Consider the following 26,370-nt stretch of genomic DNA (forward strand, 5'->3'; position numbering starts at 1 on the left):
GGGAGAATCACCCCGCGTGTCGAAGAATGGAAGGCCCGGTCACGGGTAGTGCACTCCGGTGCAGACCTTCCTGCCGTACCCGGACTTCGGGCAGACCGCCCGGAGCCTGGACCAGCTGCGCCTGGGCAAGCAGCGGGTCGAGGCGATCCAGGTGCTGCGCGGCCTGGTCCGCCCCGGCTACGGCTGGCGCCACCACCCGGCGGTGAAGATGTGGGCCGGCTACGAGGAGGCGCTGGTCCGGTACGGCCTGGAAATCTGCGCCGAGTGGGTCTCGACCGGCCGGGCCGACACCTGCGCCGGCACGCTGGTCGCCGACCTCGCCGCCGGCTGCGGCCTGAGCACCGTACGCCGCCAGGACGAGTTGGCCGCCGCCGGTGAGCTACCACCCTGGATCGGCCGGGACGACCTGCACCTGAGCCACCGCTCGGCGCTGCTGCGCAAGGACCCGGTGCACTACGGACCGATCTTCGGCGAGGTGCCCGAGGTGCCGTACGTCTGGCCCTCCTCCGACCGCCCACCCGGCTGCCGCCCACCACCACCCGCACCGGCCGGGCGGTCCTGATGCGACGGTCGCCGGAGCGGGTACGGCGGGAGACCGACGCCCTGGTGGTCGGTGGCGGCGTCGCCGGGATCTCGGCGGCGGTCGTGCTGGCCGAGCGCGGCGTCCGGGTCACCGTGCTGGAGGCCCGACCCCGGCTCGGCGGCCGGCTCGACACCCGGGCCGCGACCCTGGCCGACGGCACCGTCGCGCCGGTCGACCACGGATTCCACGCCTTCTTCCGGCAGTACCACCAGTTGCGCGCGATCCTGCGCCGGATCGACCCGGCACTCACCCTGCTCCGGCCGGTACCCGGTTATCCGGTGCTGCACGCCGACTGGCCGGCCGAGGACTTCGGCCGGCTGCCGGCGAGGCCGCCGTGGAACCTGCTCGCGCTGCTGGCCCGCAGTCCCAGCCTGCGCCTGCGTGACCTGCGCCGGATGGACGGCCGATCGGCCCTGCCGCTGCTGGCCTACCACCCCCGGCGCACCTACGCCGAACTCGACGGCAGCAGTGCCGAGCAGCTGCTCGACGCGCTGCGGCTGCCGGACCGGGCCCGGGCGATGCTCTTCGAGGTCTTCTCGCACTCGTTCTTCAACCACGAGGCCGAACTCTCCGCCGCCGAACTGGTGGCCAACTTCCACTTCTATTTCCTCGGTAACCCGGAAGGGCTCGGCTTCGACGCACCGGATCGGGACTACGAGTCGGCGATCTGGCGTCCGCTCGCCGATCACCTGCGGCGGCACGGTGCCCGGATCCTCCTCGGAGCGCCGGTGACGGCGGTAACGCCCGACGCCGACGGCTGGCGGCTCGCGACCGGCACCGGGGAACACCACCGGGCCCGCGACGTCGTACTGGCCGTGGACCCGCCGGCCCTGACCGCGCTGCTGGCCGACTCGCCGGAGCTGGCCGCCCGGGCGCCCGTACTCGCCGGACAGGTCGCCGGGCTCGGCACCGGCCCGCCGTACGCGGTCGCCCGGTACTGGCTGGCCGGCGACGTGGCACCGGATCGGGCGGTGTTCAGCGGGGTGTCCCGGCAACCCACCCTGGACTCGGTGACCCTCTACCACCGGCTGGAGTCGCAGGCCCGCCACTGGGCCGCCCGGACCCGCGGTGCGGTGCTGGAACTGCACGCGTACGCCTGTCCGGACGGCGTGCCCGCGCCGGAGCTGGCCCGGCGGATGTTGGCCGAGCTGGCCGGGCTCTGGCCGGAGATCGCCGATCTGCCGGTGCGGGACCTGCGCTGCCGGGTCGAGCGGCGGGCCCCGGCGTTCCGGCCGGGCTGCTCGGCCGACCGGCCGGGCGTGCTCACCGACGCGGACCGGCTCTACCTGGCCGGCGACGGCATCCGCACCGAGCTGCCCAGCGCGCTGCTGGAGCGGGCCGCCCTGACCGGAGTACTCGCCGCCAACCACATCCTCCGGCGCGCCGGTGCCGCCACCGAACCGGTCCGGACCATCCCCCGGTACGGCCTGCTGGCCCGCCGCTCCCGCCGGCAGCCCTGACCCGGCGAAGTAAACGGTCGGCGGGGTGTCGACGGTCGCCGTGGTGCCACCGGTCGCCGTAGTGCCAACGATCGGCAGGCAGTCAACGGCCGGCGGGCAGTCAACGGTCGGCGGGGAGCCGGTCGACGATGTGCCGGGCGATCTCGAACGAGCTGGTCGCGGCGGGGGACGGCGCGTTGAGCACGTGCACCTGCCGCGCCGCCTCCACGATCAGGAAGTCGTCCACCAGTCCGCCGTCCGGGCGTACGGCCTGGGCGCGTACTCCGGCCCCGGCCGGGACGATGTCGGCCTCGGTCAGCTCCGGCACCAACCGGGCCAGGCTGGCGGCGAAGCGTTTCCGGGACAGTGACCGGATCACCTCGGTCAGCCCGTACCGGTAGTGCCGGCGGGCCAGTGCCCACAGGCCGGAGTAGCCGACCTGCTCCCGGACGTCGCGCGGGTCGAACCGGCGCCACGAGTAGCCCTCCCGGGCGGTGGCGAGCACCGCGTTCGGGCCGGCGTGCACCGTGCCGTCGATCATGCGGGTCAGGTGTACGCCGAGGAACGGGAACCGCGGGTCGGGGACCGGATAGATCAGTCCGCGCACCAGCTTCCGCCGCTGCAGCACCAGCTCGTGGTATTCGCCCCGAAACGGCACGATCCGGGCCGGCGGGTCGATGCCGGCCAGCCGGGCGATCCGGTCGGCGTGCAGCCCGGCGCAGTTCACCAGGACGTCGCCGGTCACCTCGCCCGCGCTCGTGCTCACCACGAGGCCGCCGGTCCGGTTCCGGATCCCGGTGACCCTGGTGTTCAGGCGCAGCTCGGCACCGCTTGCCGCGAGGAGTTCGGCGAGCCGCCGGCAGACCGCGCCGAAGTCGACGATCCCGGTCGAGGCGACCCGCAGCGCGGCGACGGCGGCGACGTGCGGCTCGTGTTCGGCTGCCTCGATCGCGTTGAGCAGGGTGGCCGGCAGTCCGTTGGCGACGGCCCGCTCGTGCAGGGCGTGCAGCCGGGGCAGTTCGGCGGCCTCGGCGGCGACGATCAGCTTGCCGCAGACCTCGTACGGCAACTCCTGCTCGGCGCAGAACCGCACCATCGAGGCGCTGCCGGCCCGGCACAGGGTCGCCTTGAGACTGCCCGGCGGGTAGTAGACACCCGCGTGGATGACCCCGGAGTTGTGGCCGGTCTGATGGGCGGCCCAGCCGGACTCCTTCTCCAGCACGGTGACCGTGTCCCGAGGCCGGTCGGTACGCAGCCGGTGCGCCACCGCGAGCCCGACGATCCCGCCGCCCACGATCACGTACCTGGTCATCCACGCTCCCCGGCCGGTGGCATCGGAGCCGATGGTATGCGCCCCTCCGGTTCCGGTATATCGGCACGAACGCACCGGCCCTGGCGTGTCCCGGTGCGACACTGTCCGGTTCACGACTGTTTCTTCCGCAAATTGTAAGTCGCGACAAATATCGATACTAACCTGGATCGCCCAGACTTATAGAACTATTCACAATAGGCAGGTTCGATGCTGACCTATGCGCAATTGCCCGCGCGACCATGGTGGGGGAGTGTGGCGGCGGCCCGGAAGCCCACGTCCGGTGACCGGGCGACAGGACGGCTGGCGGAACCGGGCACCCCGGCGAGCTGACGTGTGGGCGAACTGGCAAATCTCGTCCCGTCCGGCGGCTTCGGTGCCGTCGGCGTCGGAGGGCTGCTCGTCATGATCGTTGCGTACCTGCTCAACGCCAACCGGGCCGATCGCAAGGAGTACCAGGAGGCGATCGACCGCGCCGAGAAGCGCGCGGACGACGCCGCACGCCGGACCGATGCCGCCGAGCAGCGGGCGGAGGGACTGCAACAGGCCGTCGACGAGGCCCGCCGGGCGCGGCGGGCCGCCGAGGACGCGCTCGCCCTCCTCGAACGCGAACTGCACCGCTACCGCTCGAACGGCCCGGCCTGACCTCTCACGAGCTCCGGTGCGACGAGGAGAGACGATGACCGAGGAGACGGAGATTTTCCGCCGGCGGATGGACCGGCGCATCCGGCGGCGCCTCGTCATCGTGGTCGTGGCGACCGCGCTGGTCGCGGCGACGGCCGGCTGGGCCTGGGCCCGGCTCGACCAGCAGGCCGCCGTGCAGCAGCGCCGGGCGGCGACCGCCGTCTCCGGCGCCGAACAGCTCTGCCAGCAGGTACGCCAGCTCGGCGGCGAGTGCGTCGTCGACCCGGCCGACCTGCGCCCCGCCCAAGGTCCGGCCGGGCCGGAGGGTCCACCCGGGCCACCGGGACTACCCGGTCGGGACGGCGAACCCGGCCCGCCCGGCGAACCCGGGCCACCAGGCGAACCCGGGCCAGCAGGGGATCCCGGGCCAGCAGGGGATCCCGGGCCAGCAGGGGATCCCGGGCCACCCGGCGAGCCCGGCCCGGAGGGTCCACCCGGCCCGGAGGGTCCACCCGGCCCGGAGGGTCCACCCGGCCCGGAGGGTCCCGCCGGCCCGTCGGGCGAGCCGGGTATGCCCGGTCCGACCTGCCCCACCGGTACGACGCTGCTGACCCTCTCGGTAGCGACCCCGGAGGGGCCACGGCAGATCGCTGCCTGCGTCGTCGATCCGACCCCGCAGGCCAGCACGCTCGCCCTGCCAGGTCGGCTCTTCTTCAGCCCGGTGACGGCTGGTGACCAGGCTTCCGGCCGTCGGCACCGGGCCGCACCCTGAGCCGCCTCGGCATGCCCACCCTGGCCATCCTCCCGGTGGCAGGCGGCACGTTGGAGCCCCCGGTCGGACTCGAACCGACGACCACTCGCTTACAAGGCGAGTGCTCTGGCCAACTGAGCTACAGGGGCGCGATGTTCGTGGTCAGCATAGCTACTGATGGGCTCCTACCATGGACGGCACCGATTCCGATAGCCGACACCGACGACCCCGCATGCGGTTGGTGGCGGACCATGCCCGGATGCCCGAAATGTTCGTCAGATACGTCCCAGGAATAGCCCCCGACCTTGGCATGTGAGAAAAACCCGTTTACCGTGGCGTGACGCGGATGACACCCCAGGCTGCCCAGCGCCGCCCGGATGCCCTCCACGGACCGGTGCGGTGACGCCCCGGTCGCACTTTCACTCGGATCGTCCGGCACGTTCCTGCCGGTGAAAGGAAGCGCTGCACCATGGCTACGGTCACCTACTCGAAGGCCACCCGGATCTACCCGGGTACCGAGCGCCCAGCGGTCGACCACCTCGACCTGGAGATCGGCGACGGCGAGTTCCTCGTCCTGGTCGGTCCCTCCGGCTGCGGCAAGTCCACCAGCCTGCGGATGCTCGCAGGGCTGGAAGACGTCGACGACGGCTCGATCTACATCGACACCCGGGACGTCACCCACCTGCCGCCGAAGGCCCGCGACATCGCGATGGTCTTCCAGAACTACGCGCTCTACCCGCACATGACGGTCTACGAGAACATGGCGTTCGCGCTGAAGCTCCGCAAGACCTCGAAGTCGGAGATCGACCGGCGGGTCAAGGAGGCGGCCGCGCTGCTCCAACTGGAGGAGTACCTCAGCCGCAAGCCCAAGGCGCTCTCCGGTGGTCAGCGCCAGCGGGTCGCGATGGGCCGGGCGATCGTCCGCGAGCCCCAGGTCTTCCTGATGGACGAGCCGCTGTCCAACCTGGACGCCAAGCTCCGGGTGCAGACCCGTACCCAGATCGCGACCCTGCAGGCCAAGCTCGGCGTCACCACCGTCTACGTGACGCACGACCAGGTCGAGGCGATGACCATGGGGCACCGGGTGGCGGTCATGCTGGACGGCGTGCTCCAGCAGGTCGACACCCCGCGTGAGCTCTACGACACCCCGGCCAACGTCTTCGTCGCCGGCTTCATGGGCTCGCCCGCGATGAACATCAAGACGGTGCCGCTGACCGATAGCGGGGCGATGTTCGCCGACCTGGCCATCCCGCTGACCCGGGAGCAGGTGGCCGCGGCCAGGGCCGAGGGTGGCAACGGCAAGGTGACCGTCGGCTTCCGTCCCGAGGACTGCGACCTGGTCGCGCCGAGCGAGGGCGGCCTCGCCCTCGTCGTCGAGCTGGTCGAGGACCTGGGCTCGGACGCGAACATCTACGGCCACGCCGCGATCGACGGCAGCTCGGAGCGGTTCGTGGTGCGTACCGACCGTCGGAACATGCCGAACATGGGCGACACCGTCTACGTCAAGCCGCGCGCCGGCCGGAACCACGCGTTCCACGCCGTGACCGGTCGCCGGATCTGACCGCACCCCCGTGGTGTCCTCGGGCCGGTCGCTCTCCGGAGCGACCGGCCCGGGTTTTTGGTCGGGGCGTTTCCGCTGGTCGCATTCCCAGTAGCGGACCAGCGACCCGTATACACGACTCGGATCGGCCACCACCATGATCGATATCCTGCTAGCCTCCCGATCTTCCGGACCTTGACGTCCGAAGATCACAGAGGAGCACGATGCAGAAAACACGGGGATGGCTCTCGATCTTCCTCGGAGTGACGACCGCAGCGATGGCGCCAGCCGTCGTCGGGCCGGTCGGCTCCGCACAGGCGACATCCACAGCACCCAGCGTCCAGGCCGCGCAGACGCTCACCGTCCAGGCTGACGCCGACACCACGTACACGCCGGTCACCGCGGATGGTGACAACGGCGTCAAGACGACCCTGGCCTCCTGTCCGCAGAGCTGCGAGGGCAACCCCAACGGGGAGCGTCAGCCGGTGCTCGGCTTCACCGTCGGCGGCCTGCCCAGCACGGCGACGAACATCCGCGCCAGGCTCGAGGTCTACACCTGGACCGCGGCCACCGCCGGGGTGACCGCCTATCCGGCCAGCGGCGGCGCGAGCGGCCCCGGCACCTGGGCCAACCGGCCGACGCTCGGCGCCGCGCTGGCGTCCACGCCCAGCCTGGTGGCCGGGCACAACGGCTTCGACGTCTCGCGGGCCGTACCCGGAAACGGTACGTTCGCCTTCGCGCTGCGCCAGCAGACGCCGACCACCCGCACCTACTGGGCGTCCCGGGAACACGCCAACACCGCGATCCGCCCCCGGCTGGTGATCACGTACGACACCGGGTCGCCGTGGACGCTCGCCTGGTGGGACGAGTTCGACGGCAACTCCCTGGACACCAGCAAATGGAACGCCCGGAACAACAGCTATGTGGACTACGACCGGGCCTGCATCACCAGCCGGCCGGAGAACGTCTTCGTCTCGGGTGGCCTGCTGACCATGCGGGTCCGGAAGGAGCAGTACACCTGTGGCGGTGGTGGCACCCGCCAGTACACCACCAGCTACCTGGCCACGGACCGCGGCAAGGCGTCGTTCACGTACGGCCGGTTCGAGGTACGGGCGAAGTCGCCGAACGGACCGACCAACTCGAAGGGGCTCTGGCCGGCGTTCTGGATGCGGCCGGACGACGGCGGCACCGGCGAGATCGACGTCGTCGAGCTGCCCGGTGGCTCGCAGTACTACCGGGCCGCCACCCAGGCGATCTTCTACGACTACACGCCGATCAAGCAGGACCACCGGCACACCTTCGCCACCGGCTACCCGGGCGACGGATTCCACACCTACACCACGGAGTGGGAGCCGGGCGTGCTCCGCTGGTACATCGACGGGGTGCTGGTGTGGCAGCGGGACCGGACCACCACGACCTGGTTCGACGAGGTGTTCAACAAGCCGTACCACCTGCGGTTGAACTACCAGGTCGGCGGCTGGCTGGGCGATCCGGACGCGACGACGGTACTGCCGGCGGACTTCCAGGTCGACTACGTACGGGTGTACCAGCGGTCCGGGACCTCCTGACCGCCTCCGCCCCGCGGTGAGGGTCCGGCCCGGCGTCGTCGTCGACGGCGCCGGGCCGGAGGCGGAATCACATCCACGCCGCACACGGTGTCGGCGGGGCACCTCCGGTCGGTCACTCGACCGTGGGTGCCCCGCCATCCGCTACAGACCGATCCGGCCGGTACCCGCGCCGCCGGTCACGATCGACTTCACGCTGCTGGCGTTGTCGAGCTGGTACGAGTACGGGATCCCCGCCACGCTCCCGCCACCGCTCTGCGGGGTGCCGGAGCCGACGAAGTAGTTGTTGCGCTGCACGATCGCGCCGGGGTCGGAGCTGGCGTACCCGACCAGGGTCGGGTCTTCGACGTTCTCGAAGTAGTTCCCCTCGACCAGCACCCCGGCGCCCATCGTGGAGGCGACGCCGTACTCGTTGTCGTAGTAGTAGTTGTTGTAGACGTGCACCGGGTTGCCGAACCGCACCCGGGGGTGCCGGGTCCCGGAGCCGTCGAACCAGTTGTGGTGGTAGCTGACCCGCAGGTGCCCGACGTCCTGGCTGGCGTTGTCGTCGCTGTGTCCGAGCAGCATCGACTTGTCGTGCCCGTACACCCGGTTCCAGGAGACGGTCACGAAGTCGGAGCCGCGCTTGATGTCGACGGCACCGTCGTACCCGTCGGTGAAGCTGTTGTGGTCCACCCAGACGTTGGTGGCCCCGGTCTCGACGTTGATCGCGTCATCGTCCCAGCTGCGGAAGTTCAGGTTGCGGATGATGACGTTGCGGTCACCGTTGATGGTGAAGCCACAGCCGGAGATGGTGGCGTTCGACCCGACGCCGACGATGGTCTTGTTGGAGCGGACCCGGAGCATCCCGGAGCAGGAGATGGTGCCGGAGACCCGGATCACCGCCGCGCTGCTGGAACCGACCGCGCTGGTCAGCGCCGATGCGCTGGTCACCGTCGTGGCACCGGCGTTGCCGCCGCCGGAGGTACCGCCGTTCTGGGTGGCCCAGCCGACCAGCCCGGTCTGCGGCGGCAGCGTCGGACCGGTCGTCGGCGGCGGGGTCGTCGGCTGGCCGGTCGGCGGTGAGGTCGTCGGCTGGCCGGTCGGCGGGTTGGTCGGCTGCGAACCGACCGTGTCGACGCTGACGTCGTCGAAGGTGGCGCTGGCGTAGACGGTCACCAGGGCGATCCGGCCGGCGGTCTGGGCCGAGTTGCTGCCCGAACCGACCTGCGTACCGTTGACGAAGCCCTGGATCGAGCTGCCGTTGACCACCAGCCGCAGGGTGTACCAGCTGCCCGTGCCCACCGAGAGCGACGCCGAGCCGATCACCGTGATCGAGCTGCCGTTGACCGCCTGTAGCTCGGCCCGGTTCGCGTTGATCAGCGCCAGCCGGTACATCCGGGTCGCGCTGCTCACCCGGGCGGCGATCGCGACCAGCCGGTTCGAACCGTTGAACGACAGCGGTTTGACCCGGGCCTGGACCTGGTAGTTCGTCCAACCGGTGTCCCCGGCGAAGCCCCGGGCCAGCTCGCTGCCCGCGTTGCTCTGCCGGTACGCCGGGGACCCGTCGGTGGCGACCGCCCAGTCGCCGCCGGACTTCGACCACCCGTCGGCGTTGCCGTCGTCGAAGTTGTCCGAGAACAGGGTGGCTGCCCGGGCCGGGCCGGTGATGACTCCGATGGTCAGCGCGACGGCCAGCAGGCCCGCGCCGGCCGCGACCAGCAGGCCGCGACGGGTTCTTCGGTTCCGCACCTTTGCCTCCAATTGTCCGTGCTCGCCGCGGCGCGCGCGGCGTGCGGTGGTGGGACGGTGGGCCGCCGCCGGCGCGGCGACGGCGGTGGTGTGGGGGTACCGCGTTCCAAGGCGGCGCCGCGCCGCCGCGGGTTGGGCCCGGCGGGACGGCCGGGCCAGCGTTCACACCGGCAGCCGGCCGGCTCCGGCCAGCGCCTGCACCAGCAGCGGTACGAGCGGGGCGGGCAACACCGGCCCGGCCCGCAGGGTCGGCGTCCAACCCGCGTCGCCGCCCAGGTCGGGGTCGTGCTCGGCGTTGTACGCGGCCAGCAGGCTCACCGGCCGGGCCGGCTCGCGGCCCTCGCGTACCCAGTTGTCCCGCTCGGTGATCACCGTGCCGCCCCAGTCGTGGAGCAGGTCCGCCGCGGTCAGGCCGGAGCCGAGGGTGAAGTGGTTGCGCTCGGCGTACACCGCCGACTGGACGCCGACCCCGATCGCGTAACCGAACGCGTCACCGCCGAGCCGGTAGGCGTTGTTGTAGATGTCCACCTGGCCGAACCGCACCCGGGGCAGCCGCTGCATGGTGCCGTCGAAGAGGTTGTGGTGCAGCGTGACGTCGAGCCGGCCGACGTCCGGGCCGACGGTGTTCGACGAGCCGATCAGCATCACCTTGTCCCGGGCCAGGAACCGGTTGTACGAGGCGGTCACCCGGCTGGCGGTGTGGGTGATGTCGAGCGACCCGTCGTGCACCATGTACGGCCGTCCGAAGTAGACCGGCAGCCCGCTGTCCGGGTTGTCGCCGTCGGTGAAGGTGTTGTGGTCGACCCAGACGTTCTCGCTGCGCCGTACCGACATCAGGTCGAACTGGGAGTTCCAGTTGCCGGCGTCGCCGTCGGTTGGCGACCATGCCGGGAAGCAGTCCCGGGCGTCGGCGAAGGTCAGGTTGCGCACGATCACGTTGTCGGCGGTGTCCACCATCAGGGTCAGCCCGGCGAGTGTCGCGCCGCGCAGCCCGACGATGGTGGTGTTCGGCCCGACGTTGATCTGCGTCTGCCGGGTCTGGTTCGCCACCGACCGGATCCGGGCCTGCTCCAGCGGCCCGGACGGCGGCACCCGCCCCCAGGTCGCCGGATCGTACGTCGCCAGGTAGGCGTCCAGCGAGTATTCCGGATCCGCCAGGTCGGCGCAGTCGAGCGGTCGCCCGTCGGCCGCCTCGAAGCCGTCGATCTCTCCCCTGACGTAGATGATCTTCGGGGTCGCGTTGTTCCTGTTCGTGGCGTTGTCGCCACCGAGGGCCCGGACCAGTTCGGCCCGGGTCCGGACCACGTGCACCTGGTCCGGGCTGGCCGCCGAGCCGCCGGTGGTGCCGGGTCCTGCGGCGGCCCAGCCGTCGCCGGCCGGCAGCGCCTGCCGGCCCAGCAGCCGGGCCGCCCAGGACAGTCCGTCTCCGCCGTGCGCGCTGGCCACCGCCGGCGCCACCACCAGGGCGCCGGAGACCACGAGAAGACTACCGACCACGGCGGCGGTCAACCTGCTCGATCGCATCCCATTCTCCGCGTCTGTCTACCGTTTGGCCGAATCCCGTAACGGTCACGAAATCCTCTTGTAAATGAACGGTAGGTAAGCGCGATTAAAAGTGTCAATGCGTTCTGTTTGCAGGTATGTTGCATAAATTGAGGACAATGATGATTGGCTCGGCGGCCGAATGCCGAGTAGAGGGATATTCGGTCCGATTTCTATCGGACGGTTGTCCCCGAGATTTGCAGTCCGTCGCCCGTTCTGACGCATCCGGCCCGGCCGTCACGCATCATCAGTCTCCCGCAGCCGACCGTCACGCATCGCCGATCTCCCGCTCCACCGCCGCCCGGTGCGGCTTCACCGCCCACGGCACACCCAACTCCGAGAGGAGCACGCCCTCGGCCGCCGCCCGGCGCAGCGCCGCGTTGACCCCCCGGATGGTCAGCACCCGGTCCGACCCCGCACCGGACGCCACCACCCGCTCCCCGGAGACCAGCTCCGGTTCCGGTGCCGCCGAGATCGCCTGCACCAGGGCGGTGAACGCCGCCGTCCGGGCCAGCGGCGCGATCAGCGGCACCGCGGGATCGGTTCGGTGCGCCAACAGGTTCTCCAGCAGGTTCAGCCGGTCCGGCACCTCGCGCGGCCCCGGGTCACCCGGGAGCGTCAACCGGTCCGCGGTGTACTCCAGCACCGCCCGGCCGGCGGTGCCGTGCACGATCACCTCACCGGCGACGAAGTCCTCACCTGCGAGCGTCACGGCCGCCAGCACCGGCAGGCCGCAGCCGAGGGTCACCCGCAGCGCGGCGGTGTCGTCCACCTCGATTGGCCGGGTCCGGTAGCGCTCCAGCTCGACCTGGACCGGCCAGGCCGGCGCGGCGCCGTCGACCGCACCCAACGGCGCGACCGCGCCGGCCGCCACCGCCGCTGCTGCCACCGCCAGGCACTGCATCACCGCGTGGGCCAGCGGATTCACGAGTACGCCGTCCAGTGCCGGCCGCCCGTCCAGGCTGCGCCGACCGGCCCACGGAGCACGGGCGTAGTAGCCGTCGGTACGCTGCCAGCACGCCACCGTCGAGATTCCGGTGACCCCACCCAGCCGGCCCTCGGCGACCGCCGCGACCAGCTCGCGCAGTGCCGCCGAGCCGAGCGCCTGGAACCCGATCTGCGCCACCCGGCCGTTCTCGGCCAGCGCGCCGGCCAGGGTGCGGTGCTCGGCCAGCGAGAGCACCGGCGGCTTCTCCAGCAGCAGGTCCGCGCCGGCCCGGATCGCGTCCAACGCGATCGGCAGGTGGGTGTGCGGCGGCGTGCAGATCACCACCACCTCCGGGCGTACCGCCGCAAGCATCTGGCGATGGTCGGTGAAGATCCGCGCCCCGGGCGGGACCGGCGCGTCCGGCTCCGCCTCCACCGGCCGTACGTCGACCAGGGCGACCAACTCCAGCCGCCCGGCCTCGTGCAGCGGGGCGATGATCCGGCGGTGCCACAGCCCGTGCCCGCTCGCCCCGACCAGCGCCACCCTCGGCGGCGCACCGACCCCGCTCATGCGACACCCGCCAACGTCTTCTCCACTCCGTGCCGGTCCAGCGCGGTGAGCCACTCCACCACGAGCTCGCGTACCTCGTCGTCGGCGGCGAGTTCCGCCGGGAAGACCTCGGTCAACCCGAACAGCGCCGCCACCACCCCGGCCGGGGTCCCCTGCCCGGCCGCCAGGGCCGCCCGGATCCGGTCGGCGAGCGGGTCGTTCAGCGGCAGCGACGTACCGTCGTCGGCCCGGCCCTGTGCGAAGCGCATCCAGGCCGCCACCACCAGGGCCGCCCACCGGGGCCGGGCCCCGGCCGCACGCAGATCCGTGATGGTGTGCAGCACCCGCTGCGGCAGCTTCTGCGAGCCGTCCATCGCGATCTGGATGGTGCGGTGCCGTAGCACCGGATTGGCGAACCGCTCCAGCACCTCCTCGCCGTAGTCGACCACCGAGACGCCGTCCGGCGGGGTGAAGCTGGCCGCCACGTCCTCGGCGATCAGCCGGCGCAGCACCACGGCCAGGTGCGGGATCTCCAGCGCCTCCGCGATGGTCTCCCGGCCGGCCAGCGCGCCGAGGTACGCCGTTGCCGAGTGCACGCCGTTCAGCGCGCGCAGCTTCAGCCGCTCCCAGGGGCCGGCGTCGTCGGTGAGCACCGCACCGGCCCGCTCCCAGGCCGGTCGCCCGCCCGGGAACCGGTCCTCGATCACCCACTGCCGGTACGGCTCGGCGGCCACCGCCGCCAGATCGCTGACCCCGAGCGCCGCCTGCGCGTCGGCCAGGGTCTGCGGGGTGCTCGCCGGCACGATCCGGTCCACCATCGTGCCGGGGAAGGTGACGTTGTCGCGCAGCCAGCCGGCGATCCGCTCGGAGCGGCCGCCCGCGACGTCGCCGACCACGTCGAGCGCCTGGCCGACCAGGCTGTGCAGCCGCTCCCCGTTGGACGGCAGATTGTCGCAGCTGACCAGCGCGATCGGCCCGGCGTCGGCGACCGCCCGGGCGAGCAGGCCCTGGACCAGCAGACCCGGCACGGTCTGCGGCGGCCGGTCGGTGGTCAGGTCGGCCAGCATCGCCTCGTCCGGCCGGAGCCGACCGGTCGCCGGGTCGAGCTGGTACGCCTTCTCGGTCACCGTGAGCGTGACCACCCGGATCGCCGGGTCGGCCAGCAGCGCGACGATCGCCGCCGGGTCGCTGGCCGCGTGCCGGACCTCGGTGAGCGCCCCCACCACCCGGGTCTGGTTGCCCGCCCCGGAGGTGCTGGTGACGCTGAACAGGCAGTCCTGGGCGGCGAGCGTGGTCACGATCTCGGTGCTGCGCGGTGCCACCCCGACGATGCCCCAGTCGCCACCGGCCGCCGCCACCGCCTCCTCGGTGTAGACCGCCTGGTGGGCCCGGTGGAACGCGCCCAGCCCGAGGTGCACGATCCCGGCCGGTACGGCACCGGGCCGGATCAGCGGCCGGCACGAGGACGGCAGTCGGCGCAGCGCGCCGAGGCCCAGCCGCGAGGCGCCGACGGTCACGCCCATACCGGGCCACCCGGGAAGGAGTACTCGGCAACCGACGACGGCTTCATCGTGGAGCTGTAACCGGGCTGCTCCGGCAACAGGTAGCGGCCCCCTCGGGTGCGTACCGGGTCGACGAAGTGCTCGTGCAGGTGGTCGACGTACTCGACCATCCGGCCGTCCAGCGAGGTGCCGACCCGCAGGTAGTCGAAGATCGCCAGGTGCTGGACGTACTCGCAGAGGCCCACGCCGCCGGCGTGCGGGCAGATCGGCACGCCGAACTTCGCCGCCATCAGCATCACCGAGAGCACCTCGTTGACCCCGCCGATCCGGCAGGCGTCGATCTGGCAGACCCGGATCGCCTCGGCCTGCATGAGCTGCTTGAAGATGACCCGGTTCGCCGCCACCTCGCCGGTGGCGACCCGGCAGCGCCCGCCGGAGAGCCCGGTCACCGCCTCGGCGATCCGGGCGTGCCCGAGTACGTCGTCGGCGTGTGTCGGCTCCTCGATCCAGTACGGGTCGAACTCCACCAGCCGGGACATGTTGGCGATCGCCTCGTCGACGTCCCAGACCTGGTTGGCGTCCATCATCAGCAGCGCGTCCGGGCCGATCTCCTCGCGGATGATCCGCGCCCGGCGAACGTCGTCGTCGACCGGGCCGCCGACCTTCATCTTCATCGCCCGCCACCCCTGCGCGTACGCCTCACGGGTCAGCGCCCGGACCTTGTCGTCCGGATAGCCGAGCCAGCCGACCGAGGTGGTGTAGGACGGGAACCCGTCCCGGGCCAGCTCGGCGAGCCGGTCCGGGAGGCCGACCTGCCCCTTCTCCAGGATGGCGACCGCCTCGGCCGGGTTGATCGCGTCGACGATGTGGTGGAAGTCGACGTTACGGACCAGTTCCTCGCTCGGCATCTCGGCGAGCAGCCGCCACAGCGGCTTGCCCTCCAGCTTGGCCCGCAGGTCCCAGACCGCGTTGACCAGGGCACCGGTCGCCATGTGGATGACGCCCTTCTCCGGCCCCAGCCAGCGCAGCTGCACGTCGGCGGTGAGCGACCGCCAGAACGCCACCGGATTCGCGACGATCTCCGTCATGGTCCGGCCGACCACGTGGTGGGCCAACGCCCGGATGGCGGCGCAGGTCAGCTCGTTGCCCCGGCCGTTGGTGAAGGTGAACCCGGCCCCGAAGGTCCCGTCCGGCGCGTCGGTGCGCAACTCGACGTAGCTGGCCGAGTAGTCGCCCCGGTTGATCGCGTCCGAGCCGTCCCCGGCCGCCGCCGTCGGAAACCGCACGTCGTGCACGTCGACACCGGTGATGGTAACCGTCACTGTGCTTGCCTTTCGTTCCCGACTGCGGGACTCACTCGCTGCGCTCGCTCATTCCTCGCCCTCACCGGCTTGCCTTTCGTTCCCGACTGCGGGACTCACTCGCTGCGCTCGCTCATTCCTCGCCCTCACCGGCTTGCCTTTCGTTCCCGACTGCGGGACTCACTCGCTGCGCTCGCTCATTCCTCGCGCTCACCGGTCTGGACTGTCGAGCTTGAAGACCTTCTTGGGCAGGTGGTAGGCGAGGTCGACGATGGTCTCGGCCGCCTCGTCCAGTGGCAGCCGGTGCTCGGCGACGAGCCGGGCCAGGAAGCCGGCGTCGATCCGCCGGGCCACGTCGTGGCGGACCGGGATCGAGCAGAACGCCCGGGTGTCGTCGACGAATCCGGCGGTGTTGTAGAAGCCGGCGGTCTCGGTGACGGCCTCCCGGAACCGGCGCAGCACCTCGGGTGAGTCCAGGAACCACCAGGGTGCGCCGAGGTAGAGCGCCGGGTAGCCGCCGGCCAGCGGGGCCAGCTCCCGGGTGAAGGTGTACTCGTCCAGGGTGTAGACGACGACCCGCAGCCGGGGATCGTTGCCGTACGCGTCCAGCAGCGGGGTGAGCGCGTGCAGGTACTCGGTGGCCTGCGGAATGTCGCCGCCGACGTCCCGGCCGTGCTTGGCGTAGAGCCAGCGGTTGTGGTTGCGTACCGAGCCGGGGTGCAGCTGCATCACCAGACCGTCCTCGATGGACATCCGGGCGAACTCCACAAGCATGTGCGCCCGGAACGCCTCGGCGTCCTCGGTGGTGGCCTCGCCGCGCAGGCCGCGCTGGTAGAGGGTGCTCGCCTCGGCCTCGCCCAGCCGCAGGGTCAGCGCGGTCGGGTGGCCGTGGTCGGTGGAGGTGGCTCCGGCGGCGATGAACGCCTGGCGGCGGCTGCGCAGCGCGGCGAGGTACCCGGGGTACCGGCCGGTGTCCTCGCCGGTGATGTCGCCGAGCCGGGCGACGTTGGCGGCCCAGCCGTCGAACTCCATGTCCACGACGTTGTCCGGCCGGAAGGTGGTGACCACCCGTCCACCGGGCCCGCCCCAGCCGTCCGCGGCGAGCTTGGCGTGCCGGCCCAGGTCGTCCAGGGGCGACTCGGTGGTGGCCAGCACCTCGATGTTGAAGCGTTCGAAGAGCGCCCGGGGCCGGAACTCCGGCTGGTCGAGCTGCGCCGCGATCGCGTCGTAAATCTCGTCGGCGGTCTCCGTCGAGAGCCGGGTCTCGATCCCGAAGACCTTCCGGAAGGTCTCCTCCAGCCAGAGCCGGCTCGGGGTGCCCCGGAACAGGTGCCAGTGCGCCGCGAAGCGCCGCCAGATGGTCCGCCCGTCCGTCTCGACCGGCCCGCCGTCCACCGCCGGTACGCCCAGCTCGGCCGGGGGGACCCCCTGGCTGAGCAGCATCCGGGTCAGGTAGTGGTCCGGCACGATGATCAGCCGCGCCGGGTCCGGGAAGGCGACGTCGTCGGCGAGGATGCCCGGGTCCACGTGCCCGTGCGGCGAGATCAGCGGCCGGTCCCGGACCAGCGCGTACAGCTCGCGGGCGATCGAGCGTTGGCTGGGCTCGGACGGAAATAGCAGATCAGGCCGATCGGACGACGCGGACACTGGCGAACTCCTCGCGGTCAGAGCGGTAGGGAAGGCCCCTTCTTATCGTTCTCTGTTGTAGAAGGGCCCCTTCCCTACAGCCGGGTCAGGGGATGGTGAGCAGGTCGGTGACGCGGACCGGCTGCCCGGTTTCGAAGGATCGGTTCGCGGCCAGGCCGGTGAGCAGGGCGAGTGCGCCGTCCCGGGCGGTGGCGGCCCGGTCCATCGGGTCGGTGTGGCCGCCGAAGAGCACCGCGGTCATCCGGGCGTCCGCGCCGCCGTGTCCGGTGCGGGTGTAGCCGGAGACCGGTACCTCCCGGGGCTGCTCCCAGAACGGCCGCAGGGTGATCTTCGCCCAGCCCTCCTCCACGGCCGCCTGTACCCCGTGCAGCGCGGCGCCCTTCAGCTCGCCGGCCGCCTGCGGGCTGACGAAGTCGCTCTCCACCACCTCCAGTTCGAGCCGCCCCCGGCTGCCGTTGAACATCACCCGGTAACCCTCCCAGGGTGCGTACGCGGTCAGGTGATAGGTCATCGTGGCACCACTGTCGTACTGCGCCAGCACCGCCATGTCGTCCTCGATGGTGACCCCGGGGGCGAAGACGTTCTGGTCGCGGTGGTAGCCGTCCTCGGCCTCCGCCTCCAGGTAGAGCGCCCGCAGCCTCGGGTGGTCGGCCAGGTGCAGCGCGAACGGATCGTCGGCGGCGGCCGCCGAGCCGTGTGCCCGGTCGTACCGGCGGGCGTAGCCGTGCCGCCGGCCGGCCGCGTCGCCGTAGAAGAAGAGCCGTCCGGCGGCGTACACCTGGACCGGCTTGGCGTCCAGCCACCAGTTGACCAGGTCGAAGTGGTGGCTCGCCTTGTGCACCATCAGGCCGCCGGAGTTGGCCTTGTCCCGGTGCCAACGCCGGAAGTAGTCGGCACCGTGGCGTACGTCGAGCAGCCACTCGAAGTGCACGGAGCCGATCTCGCCGATGGCGCCCTCGGCGAGCACCTCCCGAACCTTCTCGTGCAACGGGTTGTAGCGGTAGTTGAAGGCGACCGAAACTTTCTGGCCGGTTTCCTCGACAGCCCGCAGGATCCGCTCGCACCGGGGCACGTCGGTGGTCATCGGCTTCTCGGTGATCACGTCGCAGCCGGCCCGCAACGCCGCGACGATGTAGTCGTCGTGCGTACGGTCCACACTGGTCACCAGGACCACGTCGACCCGTTCCTTCTCCAGCATCGAGGAGAATTCGCTGGCCAGGTACGTCGGCACCGGGTCGAAGTCGAGTTCGGCGAGCCAGCCGTTGTGCGCGTTCATCCGGGCCGGGTTGACGTCGGCGAAGGCGACGAGTTCGGCCGTGTTCGGGTGGTCCAGCACCAGGGCCCGGACGAACATCTCGGCGCGCGCGCCCGTACCGACCAGGGCGAAACGCTGCCTTCCCGGGGTTACCGACATCCCAGCTCGCCTCCGATGGCTGCAAAGGTTTGCAGGAGAAGTAACCATGCCAGCGGGGCGGCCGTCAACGCCCGCCGACAATGCTGTGTCCTTTATCCGTATTTATAACTATTGGAGTGCCTCCCTCGCTGCGTAACGCAACAAAGCCGTGACCGAGTCCCGTTGACACCTGAGCAACCGTTTGCATTAATTGGCGGACCGCAGTGACGGTAGACACATCGGCAGCCACAGAGAGGACTCGCGTGCCAGCCACCATTCGCGACGTCGCGCGGGCCTCCGGAGTGCACATCTCCACCGTCTCGCGGACGTTCTCGGCTCCGCACCTGGTCAACCCGGAGACCCGCAACCGGGTGTTGGCCTGCGCCGAGGACCTCGGCTACCGGCCCAACCGGGCCGCCCGAGCGCTCATCACCGGCCGCACCCACAACATCGGCCTGATCATCGCCGACATCGCCAACCCGTTCTTCCCGCCACTGATCAAGGCGGCGGAGAGCCAGGCCCGGCAGCGCGACTACCACATCTTCATCGCCGACACCAACGAGGACCCGGCGGCCGAGGAGGACCTGGTGCACGCCCTGGCCAAGCAGGTCGACGGCGTGCTGCTGTGCAGCCCACGGATGAGCAACAGCCTGATCGAGCAGCTCAGCCGCGAGGTACCGCTGGTCGTGATCAACCGCCAGGTCACCGGCCTGCCGGCGGTGGTGATGGACGTCGGCCAGGGCGCCCGGCTCGCCGTCGAACACCTGACCGGCCTCGGGCACCGCGCACTCGCGCTGCTCGGCGGCCCACGCGGCTCGTGGACCAACCGGGAGATCCGCCGGGTGGCCACCGCCGCCGCCCGGGCCGCGGACGCCTCGCTGACCGTGCTCGGGCCCAACCCGCCCACCGAGGGCGGCGGCCTCGCCATGGCGGAACAGGTACGCCGGACCGGCGCCACCGCCGTGCTCGCCTACAACGACCTCATGGCGATCGGCCTGATGGAAGGGCTTGACTCGCTCGGGCTACGGGTGCCCCGGGACATCAGCGTCGTCGGCATCGACGACATCGCGCTGAGCCGACTCACCCGACCCAAATTGACGACGGTGGCCACGCCAGCCGCGGCCGCCGGCCGGACGGCCGTCGACATGCTCCTGCAACACGACGGTTCCGCCTCCGCACGCGCCGGGCGCGGCGGCGGGCGGGCCAGCACCACCGACGACCGTCGCACCACCGCACAGGTAAGCCTGCAGACCGAGTTGGTCATCCGCGACTCGACGGGTGTCGGTCCGGCGGCTTCGGCCGACCGGCCCGGGGCGGCGGCACCAGCCGACCGTCCGGGCGCGGCATCTCCCGCTCGCCCGGGTCCGCACGGCCATCCGGACCCGGGCGGCGCGACGACCGCGGCCACCCCCGAAAGTGTCGCCTCCTAACGCCAAGGAGTGAACACAATGCACCCCCGCACACCCCCGACAGCAGACGCGTCCACCGCGCCTGGTCACCGCAGCCTGCATCGCCGGGACCTGCTGCGCCGCCTCACGGCCGCCATGGTCGCCGTGCCCCTCGTCCTCGGCGCGGCCGCCTGCGGCGACGACGAGGCGAAGGAGCCGGGCGGCCCGGTCAGCATCGAGTTCTTCTGGTGGGGCGGTGAGGCCCGGGCCGAGATGACCCAGAAGGCACTCGACCTCTACACGCAGAAGAATCCGAACGTCACCATCAAGCCCGTCTGGCAGGCCTTCGACGGCTACTACGACAAGCTCGCCACCATCTCCGCCGGTGGCAACGCCCCGGACGTCTTCCAGATCGACGACAACGGGCTGGCGGAGTACGCGAGCCGCAACGTCACCCTCGACCTGACGCCGTACGTCAAGGACAACAGGATCGACCTGTCCAAGCACGCCGAGGGGCTGACCAGGTACGGCCAGCTCGACGGCAAGCAGGTGGCGATCGCGACCGGCGAGAACACGCCGGCCATGATCTACGACAAGACCAAGCTCAAGGAGCTCGGCGTCGGCGAGCCCCAAGAGGGCTGGAGCTACGAGCAGCTCTTCGACTGGGCATCCCAGGTGACCGCCAAGGGCGGTGGCAAGTACTGGGGCACCATGGACACCAGCTCCGACTACAAGGCGCTGTGGCTGTGGCTGCGGGCCCAGGGCAAGGAGTTCTACGACGGCAACAAGCTGGCGTTCACCGAGGCCGACCTCGCCGCCTGGTTCCGGCTCTGGCAGGGTGCCCGGGCCAAGAACGCCACCCCGCCGGCCGACGTCGTGCACGAGGCGGTCACCGGCAGCGTCGCCACCCAGCTCGTGGTGACCGGCAAGGCCGCCACCTCGTTCATGTGGTCCAACCAGCTCGGCGAGTTGCAGAAGGCCACCAAGAACGAGCTCGGCATGGTCGCGTACCCCGGCGACCCGAAGGGTCAGTGGGCGCGTGCCTCGCTGTACTGGGCCGGGTCGCGCAGCACCAAGCACCCGGAGGCGGTGGCCGACCTGATCAACTTCCTGGTCAACGACCCGGAGGTGGCGAAGATTTTCGGTGTCGACCGCGGCCTGCCGTCGAACATGGACACCCGGACCTCCGTCGCGGCGGGCCTGACCGACCCGGCGATGAAGACGACGGTGGAATTCGAGAACGCCCTCGCCCCCAAGTTCGGCCCGGCGCCCACGCCGCCGCCGAAGGGGCACAGCGGGCTGCGCAACAAGCTGCGTGACATCGCGGAGAGCGTGACCTACGGTCGCGCCACCCCCGAGGACGCCGCGAAGCAGTTCTTCGCCGAGGCCCAGGCGGCGCTCGCCGGCTGACCGCCCGAGGCCAGGGGTGGGGAGCCGGTTGCCCGGCTCCCCACCCCTGCCGGAGCGTCCTTCGAGAGGAGAACCAACCCGTGGCTCTATCCACGGCGACCAAGCCGCGTCCCGACGACCCGGCGCCGGCCGGCACGCCGGGCCGGCGGACGCGGGCCGGTCGGCGCCGGCACCGCGCCGAAGGGGTCGCCGGCTACGTCTTCCTTTCCCCGTGGCTGATCGGCCTGATGGCGATCACCGCCTTCCCCATGCTCTTCTCGCTCTACCTGAGCTTCACCAACTACGACGTGCTCTCCAGTTGGGAACTCGTCGAGTGGGTCGGGCTGGACAACTACCGGCGGATGTTCGGCGAGGATCCGGCGTTCTGGCACGCGGTGACGGTCACCCTGACGTACGCCCTGATCGCGGTGCCGCTCAAGCTCGCCGCCGCGCTCGGCGTCGCGCTGCTGCTCAACCGCGAACGGCGCGGCGTCGGCTTGTTCCGCAGCCTCTTCTACCTGCCCTCGCTGCTGGGCGGCAGTGTCGCACTGGCCCTGGTCTGGCGGGCCATGTTCGGCGGTGACGGGGCGTTCAACAGCTTCCTCGGCCTCTTCGGAATCCAGGGCCGGGCCTGGGTGAACGACCCGAGCTGGGCGCTGGAGACGCTGATGGTGCTGGCCATCTGGCAGTTCGGCGCCCCGATGGTGATCTTCCTCGCCGGGTTGAAGCAGGTGCCGACCGAGCTCTACGAGGCCGCCTCGGTCGACGGCGCCGGCCGGGTCCGCCAGTTCTGGAACGTCACCCTGCCGATGCTCTCCCCGGTGATCTTCTTCAACCTGGTGCTGGAGACGATCAACGGATTCCAGGGCTTCACCTCGGCATACGTGATCAGCAACGGCACCGGCGGGCCGGTCTACTCCACGCTCCTCTACACCCTGCATATCTACGACCAGGGCTTCGGAGAGTTCCGGATGGGCTACGCGTCGGCGCTCTCCTGGGTCTTCCTGCTGGCCATCGCGGTGATCACCGTGATCTTCTTCAGCACCGGCCGGTTCTGGGTGCACTACTCCGACGGAGACGACTGATGGCAGTCCAGGCAGTCCGGGCAACCTCGGCCACCGGCCGCCGCTGGCGCGGCGTGGTCCGGGTCCTCGCGCTCGTCGGGGTGCTCGCCTTCGTGCTCTATCCGCTGCTGTGGATGGCCGGCTCGTCCCTGAAGTCACCGACCGAGGTGGTCAGCAACCTCTCGGTGATTCCGGAGAAGGTGACCTGGGCCAACTACCCGGACGGCTGGAACTACATCAGGGGCCTGAGTTTCGGCCGGTTCTTCCTGAACAGCACGGTGATCGCCCTGGCCACGGTGGTCGCCAACGCGCTCTCCTGCCTGGTGGCCGCTTACGCCTTCGCCCGGTTGCGGTTCCGGATGCGCAGGCTCTGGTTCGCCGTCATGATCGGTACCCTGCTGCTTCCCAGCCACGTGCTGATCGTGCCGCAGTACGTGATGTTCAACTACTTCCGCTGGGTCGACACCCCGCTGCCGCTGATCGTGCCGAAGCTGCTCGCCACCGAGGCGTTCTTCGTCTTCCTGATGGTGCAGTTCATGCGCGGCATCCCGCGCGAGCTGGACGACGCCGCCAAGATCGACGGTTGCTCGCCGTACGGGGTGTTCCGGCACGTGATCCTGCCGCTGAGCCGGCCGGCCCTGGTCACCACGGCGATCTTCTCGTTCATCTGGACCTGGAACGACTTCTTCACCCAGCTCGTCTATCTGCCGAGCCCGACCAGCTACACGGTGCCGATCGGGCTGCGGCTCTTCATCGACTCCAGCGGGCAGACATCCCTCGGGCCGATGTTCGCGATGTCCGTACTGTCGCTGCTGCCGGTCTTCGTCTTCTTCCTGGCCTTCCAGCGGATGCTGGTACAGGGCATCAACACCAGTGGGCTCAAGGGTTGAGGTGTCGGGGATGCAGACTCGGGACATGACCGAGCCACCCGCACCGAACTGGCCGGAGCAGCCCGCCCCGGCCACCCGACCCGACTGGCGGGACACCCTGCGCAACGCCGCCGATCTGGCGCTGCTCGGCATCGTCACCACCGTCGCGGCACTGCCGGTGGTCACCGCCGGAGCGGCGGTCGGCACCGGCAGCGCCGCGCTGCACACCTGGATCGAGACGGGGAGCTGGCCCGGGACCCGACCCGTGCTGCGGGACTTCCGCCGCGCCGTGCTGCCCGGCATCCTGCCCACCCTGCTCGCCGGGATCGCCGCCGCGGTACTCGCGGTGAACCTGCTGGCGCTGACCCGGGGCGTCGTACCCGGCGGCGCGGTGCTGGTGGTGGTCACCGCCGCGCTGGCGGCGGCGGCCGGCGGCTTCGCCGGGCTGACCGTGGTACGCCTCGGTCAGCGTGGCGGCCACGGCTGGCGGCGCGCGGTCCGCGAGTCGACCCGGACGGTCCGGGAACGGCCGGTGATCCTGCTCGGCAGCACCGGTACCGTCGCGCTGGCCCTCCTGCTCTGCGTGCTCGTCCTCCCGCCGCTGACCCCGATCCTGGTCGGCTACACGCTCTTCGGGCTGCACGCCACCACCCGCCGGCTGGCCGGGCGGGTGCCGCCGTCGACCGACCTCTGACCCGGGACCTCCCCGTCCCGTTCCCGGGCTGGTTCGACCCGGCCCGGTCGCCCAGGGAGGGTGCTCAGGACCGGAGGCCAGGACCGGAGGTCAGGGCTGGTCGGCGGGCGTGAAGCGCACCGGCAGCGACGCCGGGCCGCGCGTCCAGGACGAGGCGACCGGCGCCACCTCCTCCGGCGCGACCGCCAACCGGACTCCTGACAGCTGATGCAGGGCGGTCTCGACGGCGGTCCGGGCGATGAGCCGGGCCGGAATGGTGGCCGGACAGGCGTGCGGACCGGCGCTCCAGGCGAGGTGAGCCCGGTTGCCGACCTCCGACCACGTCTCACCGGCGGTATGGATTCGCGGATCGGCATTGGCGGCGGCCAGGCCGAGAATCAGCGCGTCGCCACGCCGGATCAACTGCCCGCCCAGCTCGACGTCGGACATCGCGTACCGGGCCGCCGCGTTGGTGAAGGGCGGATCCCGCCACAGCACCTCGTCCAGCGCGTCGTCCACGCCGAGCCGGCCGCCCCGGAGGCGGCCGCCGAACCGCTCGTCGGTGAGCATCAGCCGCAGCGTCTGGCCGATCCAGTTGACGGTGTTCTCGTTCGACGCCACGATCAGCAGCAGCATGGTGTCGTAGATCTCGGCGTCCCCGCGCAGGTTCGGATGGGCGGCGAGGAAACTGGTCAGGTCCTTCGTCGGCGTCGCCCGACGCGCCGCGACCACCTCGGCGAGGATCTCCATCACCCGGCGGTGCGCGGCCGCGGCGTCGGCCTGCCAGGCGTAGAGCTGCTGCAGCGCGAGGTAAAGGGCCCGCCCCTGCACGGCGTCCAGGCCGAACGTGTCCGCGATGGCGAGCATCGGGACGACCGCGGCGTAGTCGGCGACCAGGTCGGCCTCGCCCCGGGCCGCGAAACCGGCGATCACCTCGGTGCAGAGCGCCGCGACGGCACGCCGCATCTGCCGCTGGTCGATCGTGGCGATCCCGCCGTCGATCGGGGCACGCAGCCGTCGGTGCCGCTCCCCGTTGGTGAAGAAGGCGTTGTTGTACGGCGACATCATCGGGCGGACCGGTGAGTCGGGTGCGAGCCGGCCGGCCTGGTACACCGACCAGTCGGTGGGGTCACAGGAATAGGTCTGCTCCTGCCGGGCGACGGTCAGGACCTCGTGGTATCCCAGCACGAGCCAGGCGTTGATCCCCGGTTCGAGCTCGATCGGCGCGACCGGGCCGTACTCCTCACGCAGCTTCTGGAAGACGTGTCGCGGCTCCGGACACATCGTCGTCGCCACCAGCGGAGTCAACCCGGTCATGTCGTCGAGGGACGCGGGAGTGCCCGCCTCCCGACGCGACGTCGCGGCTGTCACGAAACCACCTCCTGAGCGGCCGGACGGGTCCGGTCCGGAGTCGGGTCGCCGGCCGGGGCGGCGAGGTCGACGGCGTGCGCGACGAGGGCCGTCAGCGCGGTCAGGGCCGAGGCGCGATCCCGGGCGTCGCAGTCCACGATCGGCGTCTCCGGCAGCAGGTCAAGGGCGGTACCCAGTTCCTCGGCGCTGTGCCGCACCGTGTCCGGGAAATGGTTGACCGCCACGACGAACGGCAACCGGGTGCCGATCTCCAACTGGTCGAACACCTCGAAGCTGGCCTCCAGCCGGCCGGGTCGGGTGTCGACCAGGGCCAGTACCCCGGCGGCACCCTCGGCCAGCCCTTCCCAGAGGTCCCAGAAGCGCCGCTGCCCGGGCGCACCGAAAAGGTACAACGCCAGGCTCTCGTCGAGGGTGATCCGGCCGAAGTCCATCGCGACCGTGGTGGTGGCCTTCCCCGGCAGGCCGGTGAGGTCGTCGACGCCCTCGCTGACCTGGGTCATGGTCTCCTCGGTCCGCAGCGGGGTGATCTCGCTGACCGAGCCGATCAGGGTGGTCTTGCCGACCCCGAAGCTGCCGACCACGAGGATCTTCACCGACTTGGTCACGGTGCCGGGTAGGTAGCGGTCAGAGAGCGCGGAGCCCATTCAGCACCTCTTGCAGTAGTTCCCGGGAAGGCTGTTCGGCGCGCGGGCTTCCGGCCCGCGCGGTCAGGTGGCCGGAGTCGACCAGGTCGCTGGCGAGCACGCGTACGACGCTCACCGGCAACTTCAGCCGAGCGGCGGCCTCGACGAGCGACAGCAGCCCACGGCACATGGCCAGCAGGGCGCGCTCCTGACGACCGGCCGAGACCGGCAGGGGTGGCGCCGGATCGGCGGCGACCAGTAGCGTGTCGATCCCTATGGTGTTGCGGGACGGCCGAGCCCGGCCCTTCGTGAGCACGTACGGGCGCAGCGCCGTGTCCCGGTAGGCGCCGCTCCGCTTCTCCCGCGGGGTCACACCCTGCTCCGCCGGCTCATCTGGAGCCGCCCGGGCGGCCGGCGGCATCGGCCATGGGGCGGTCAGCCGTGGTGATGATTGGCGGCGGCGTGGTGGTTGGCGGCATGGCGTCGACTCCTCCGTCTGGGGCGGAACTGCTCGGATGCAACTGTGATGCGCGGGCGTGGGCGCGACGGTGCGCCACACCTACGGCTGCCCCGGCCACCGGCCGGAAGC

At 71.2% G+C, this 26,370-nt stretch carries 22 protein-coding genes and 1 tRNA gene; 11 read left to right on the plus strand and 12 right to left on the minus strand.

The window, feature by feature from the left end; translation table 11 throughout:
* The first annotated feature begins 58 nt into the window (after positions 1 to 58).
* Both EV371_RS31990 and EV371_RS31995 read left to right on the plus strand, forming a co-directional pair.
* Complete coding sequence (locus tag EV371_RS31990) at positions 59 to 562, plus strand: MSMEG_6728 family protein (protein WP_130465343.1); 504 nt, start codon at positions 59 to 61, stop codon at positions 560 to 562.
* Positions 562 to 2,043, plus strand: a complete 1,482-nt coding sequence (locus EV371_RS31995) for an FAD-dependent oxidoreductase (protein ID WP_130465344.1) — start codon at positions 562 to 564, stop codon at positions 2,041 to 2,043. The genes EV371_RS31990 and EV371_RS31995 overlap by 1 nt, the downstream gene beginning before the upstream one ends.
* A gap of 100 nt (positions 2,044 to 2,143) precedes the next feature.
* Here EV371_RS31995 and lhgO read toward each other — a convergent pair whose 3' ends face one another.
* Entirely contained in the window at positions 2,144 to 3,334 is a 1,191-nt protein-coding gene (gene lhgO, locus EV371_RS32000; protein ID WP_130465345.1) for an L-2-hydroxyglutarate oxidase, read from the minus strand.
* Positions 3,335 to 3,667: 333 nt separating this feature from the next.
* Here lhgO and EV371_RS32005 point away from each other — a divergent pair, with 333 nt between their 5' ends.
* Positions 3,668 to 3,976, plus strand: a complete 309-nt coding sequence (locus tag EV371_RS32005) for a hypothetical protein (RefSeq protein ID WP_130465346.1) — start codon at positions 3,668 to 3,670, stop codon at positions 3,974 to 3,976.
* Positions 3,977 to 4,010: 34 nt separating this feature from the next.
* Entirely contained in the window at positions 4,011 to 4,727 is a 717-nt protein-coding gene (locus EV371_RS32010; protein ID WP_165436889.1) for a hypothetical protein, read from the plus strand.
* 51 nt (positions 4,728 to 4,778) lie between these two features.
* Here the strand turns inward: EV371_RS32010 and EV371_RS32015 are convergent.
* A tRNA-Thr gene (locus EV371_RS32015) sits at positions 4,779 to 4,855 on the minus strand.
* A gap of 320 nt (positions 4,856 to 5,175) precedes the next feature.
* On the opposite strand from EV371_RS32015, the gene EV371_RS32020 reads away from it, so the two are divergent.
* A complete protein-coding gene (locus EV371_RS32020; RefSeq protein WP_130465347.1) occupies positions 5,176 to 6,267 on the plus strand; it encodes a sn-glycerol-3-phosphate ABC transporter ATP-binding protein UgpC in 1,092 nt (363 codons plus the stop codon).
* A 203-nt stretch (positions 6,268 to 6,470) separates the two neighbouring features.
* Positions 6,471 to 7,814: a family 16 glycosylhydrolase gene (locus EV371_RS32025; protein WP_130465348.1), complete on the plus strand. Its 1,344-nt coding sequence runs from the start codon at positions 6,471 to 6,473 to the stop codon at positions 7,812 to 7,814.
* Positions 7,815 to 7,955: 141 nt separating this feature from the next.
* On the opposite strand, the gene EV371_RS32030 is transcribed toward EV371_RS32025, so the two are convergent.
* The 7 genes from EV371_RS32030 to EV371_RS32060 form a co-directional block, all read right to left on the minus strand.
* Positions 7,956 to 9,542, minus strand: coding sequence for a pectate lyase family protein (locus EV371_RS32030; RefSeq protein WP_349338904.1), 1,587 nt, complete (start codon positions 9,540 to 9,542; stop codon positions 7,956 to 7,958).
* Between the two features lie 162 nt (positions 9,543 to 9,704).
* Positions 9,705 to 11,066 (minus strand): pectate lyase family protein, encoded by a 1,362-nt coding sequence (locus EV371_RS32035; protein ID WP_130465349.1) that lies wholly within the window; start codon positions 11,064 to 11,066, stop codon positions 9,705 to 9,707.
* Positions 11,067 to 11,352: 286 nt separating this feature from the next.
* Complete coding sequence (locus tag EV371_RS32040; RefSeq protein WP_130465350.1) at positions 11,353 to 12,582, minus strand: Gfo/Idh/MocA family protein; 1,230 nt, start codon at positions 12,580 to 12,582, stop codon at positions 11,353 to 11,355.
* A complete protein-coding gene (locus EV371_RS32045; protein WP_130465351.1) occupies positions 12,579 to 14,084 on the minus strand; it encodes a mannitol dehydrogenase family protein in 1,506 nt (501 codons plus the stop codon). Before EV371_RS32045 ends, EV371_RS32040 begins: the two co-directional genes overlap by 4 nt.
* The gene (locus tag EV371_RS32050; RefSeq protein WP_130465352.1) at positions 14,075 to 15,385 is read right to left on the minus strand and encodes an enolase C-terminal domain-like protein; all 1,311 of its coding nucleotides are present in this window, start codon (positions 15,383 to 15,385) and stop codon (positions 14,075 to 14,077) included. The genes EV371_RS32045 and EV371_RS32050 overlap by 10 nt, the downstream gene beginning before the upstream one ends.
* Before the next feature lie 189 nt (positions 15,386 to 15,574).
* Positions 15,575 to 17,011 (minus strand): glucuronate isomerase, encoded by a 1,437-nt coding sequence (gene uxaC / locus EV371_RS32055; protein WP_130465353.1) that lies wholly within the window; start codon positions 17,009 to 17,011, stop codon positions 15,575 to 15,577.
* Positions 17,012 to 17,096: 85 nt separating this feature from the next.
* Complete coding sequence (locus EV371_RS32060) at positions 17,097 to 18,425, minus strand: Gfo/Idh/MocA family protein (RefSeq protein WP_130465354.1); 1,329 nt, start codon at positions 18,423 to 18,425, stop codon at positions 17,097 to 17,099.
* Positions 18,426 to 18,667: 242 nt separating this feature from the next.
* Between EV371_RS32060 and EV371_RS32065 the strand changes: the two genes are divergently transcribed.
* The 5 genes from EV371_RS32065 to EV371_RS32085 all read left to right on the plus strand — a co-directional run bounded on the left by EV371_RS32065 (position 18,668) and on the right by EV371_RS32085 (position 23,808).
* Positions 18,668 to 19,834 carry a LacI family DNA-binding transcriptional regulator gene (locus tag EV371_RS32065; RefSeq protein ID WP_130465355.1) on the plus strand — a complete coding sequence of 389 codons (1,167 nt, stop codon included), beginning with the start codon at positions 18,668 to 18,670 and terminating at the stop codon, positions 19,832 to 19,834.
* An 18-nt stretch (positions 19,835 to 19,852) separates the two neighbouring features.
* Complete coding sequence (locus EV371_RS32070) at positions 19,853 to 21,202, plus strand: extracellular solute-binding protein (RefSeq protein ID WP_130465356.1); 1,350 nt, start codon at positions 19,853 to 19,855, stop codon at positions 21,200 to 21,202.
* Between the two features lie 80 nt (positions 21,203 to 21,282).
* Complete coding sequence (locus EV371_RS32075; protein ID WP_349338911.1) at positions 21,283 to 22,266, plus strand: carbohydrate ABC transporter permease; 984 nt, start codon at positions 21,283 to 21,285, stop codon at positions 22,264 to 22,266.
* Positions 22,266 to 23,135, plus strand: a complete 870-nt coding sequence (locus tag EV371_RS32080; RefSeq protein WP_130465357.1) for an ABC transporter permease subunit — start codon at positions 22,266 to 22,268, stop codon at positions 23,133 to 23,135. Before EV371_RS32075 ends, EV371_RS32080 begins: the two co-directional genes overlap by 1 nt.
* A 25-nt stretch (positions 23,136 to 23,160) precedes the next feature.
* The gene (locus EV371_RS32085; protein WP_130465358.1) at positions 23,161 to 23,808 is read left to right on the plus strand and encodes a hypothetical protein; all 648 of its coding nucleotides are present in this window, start codon (positions 23,161 to 23,163) and stop codon (positions 23,806 to 23,808) included.
* Between the two features lie 90 nt (positions 23,809 to 23,898).
* On the opposite strand, the gene EV371_RS32090 is transcribed toward EV371_RS32085, so the two are convergent.
* Genes EV371_RS32090 through EV371_RS32100 form a run of 3 tightly spaced genes read right to left on the minus strand, consistent with a single transcriptional unit; the run spans position 23,899 to position 26,154 of the window.
* Complete coding sequence (locus EV371_RS32090) at positions 23,899 to 25,158, minus strand: cytochrome P450 family protein (RefSeq protein WP_207230663.1); 1,260 nt, start codon at positions 25,156 to 25,158, stop codon at positions 23,899 to 23,901.
* Positions 25,155 to 25,802, minus strand: coding sequence for an ATP/GTP-binding protein (locus EV371_RS32095; RefSeq protein ID WP_130465359.1), 648 nt, complete (start codon positions 25,800 to 25,802; stop codon positions 25,155 to 25,157). The genes EV371_RS32090 and EV371_RS32095 overlap by 4 nt, the downstream gene beginning before the upstream one ends.
* Entirely contained in the window at positions 25,783 to 26,154 is a 372-nt protein-coding gene (locus EV371_RS32100) for a DUF742 domain-containing protein (protein WP_207230664.1), read from the minus strand. Before EV371_RS32100 ends, EV371_RS32095 begins: the two co-directional genes overlap by 20 nt.
* Positions 26,155 to 26,370: the final 216 nt, after the last annotated feature.

Source organism: Plantactinospora sp. CNZ321 (assembly GCF_004217235.1).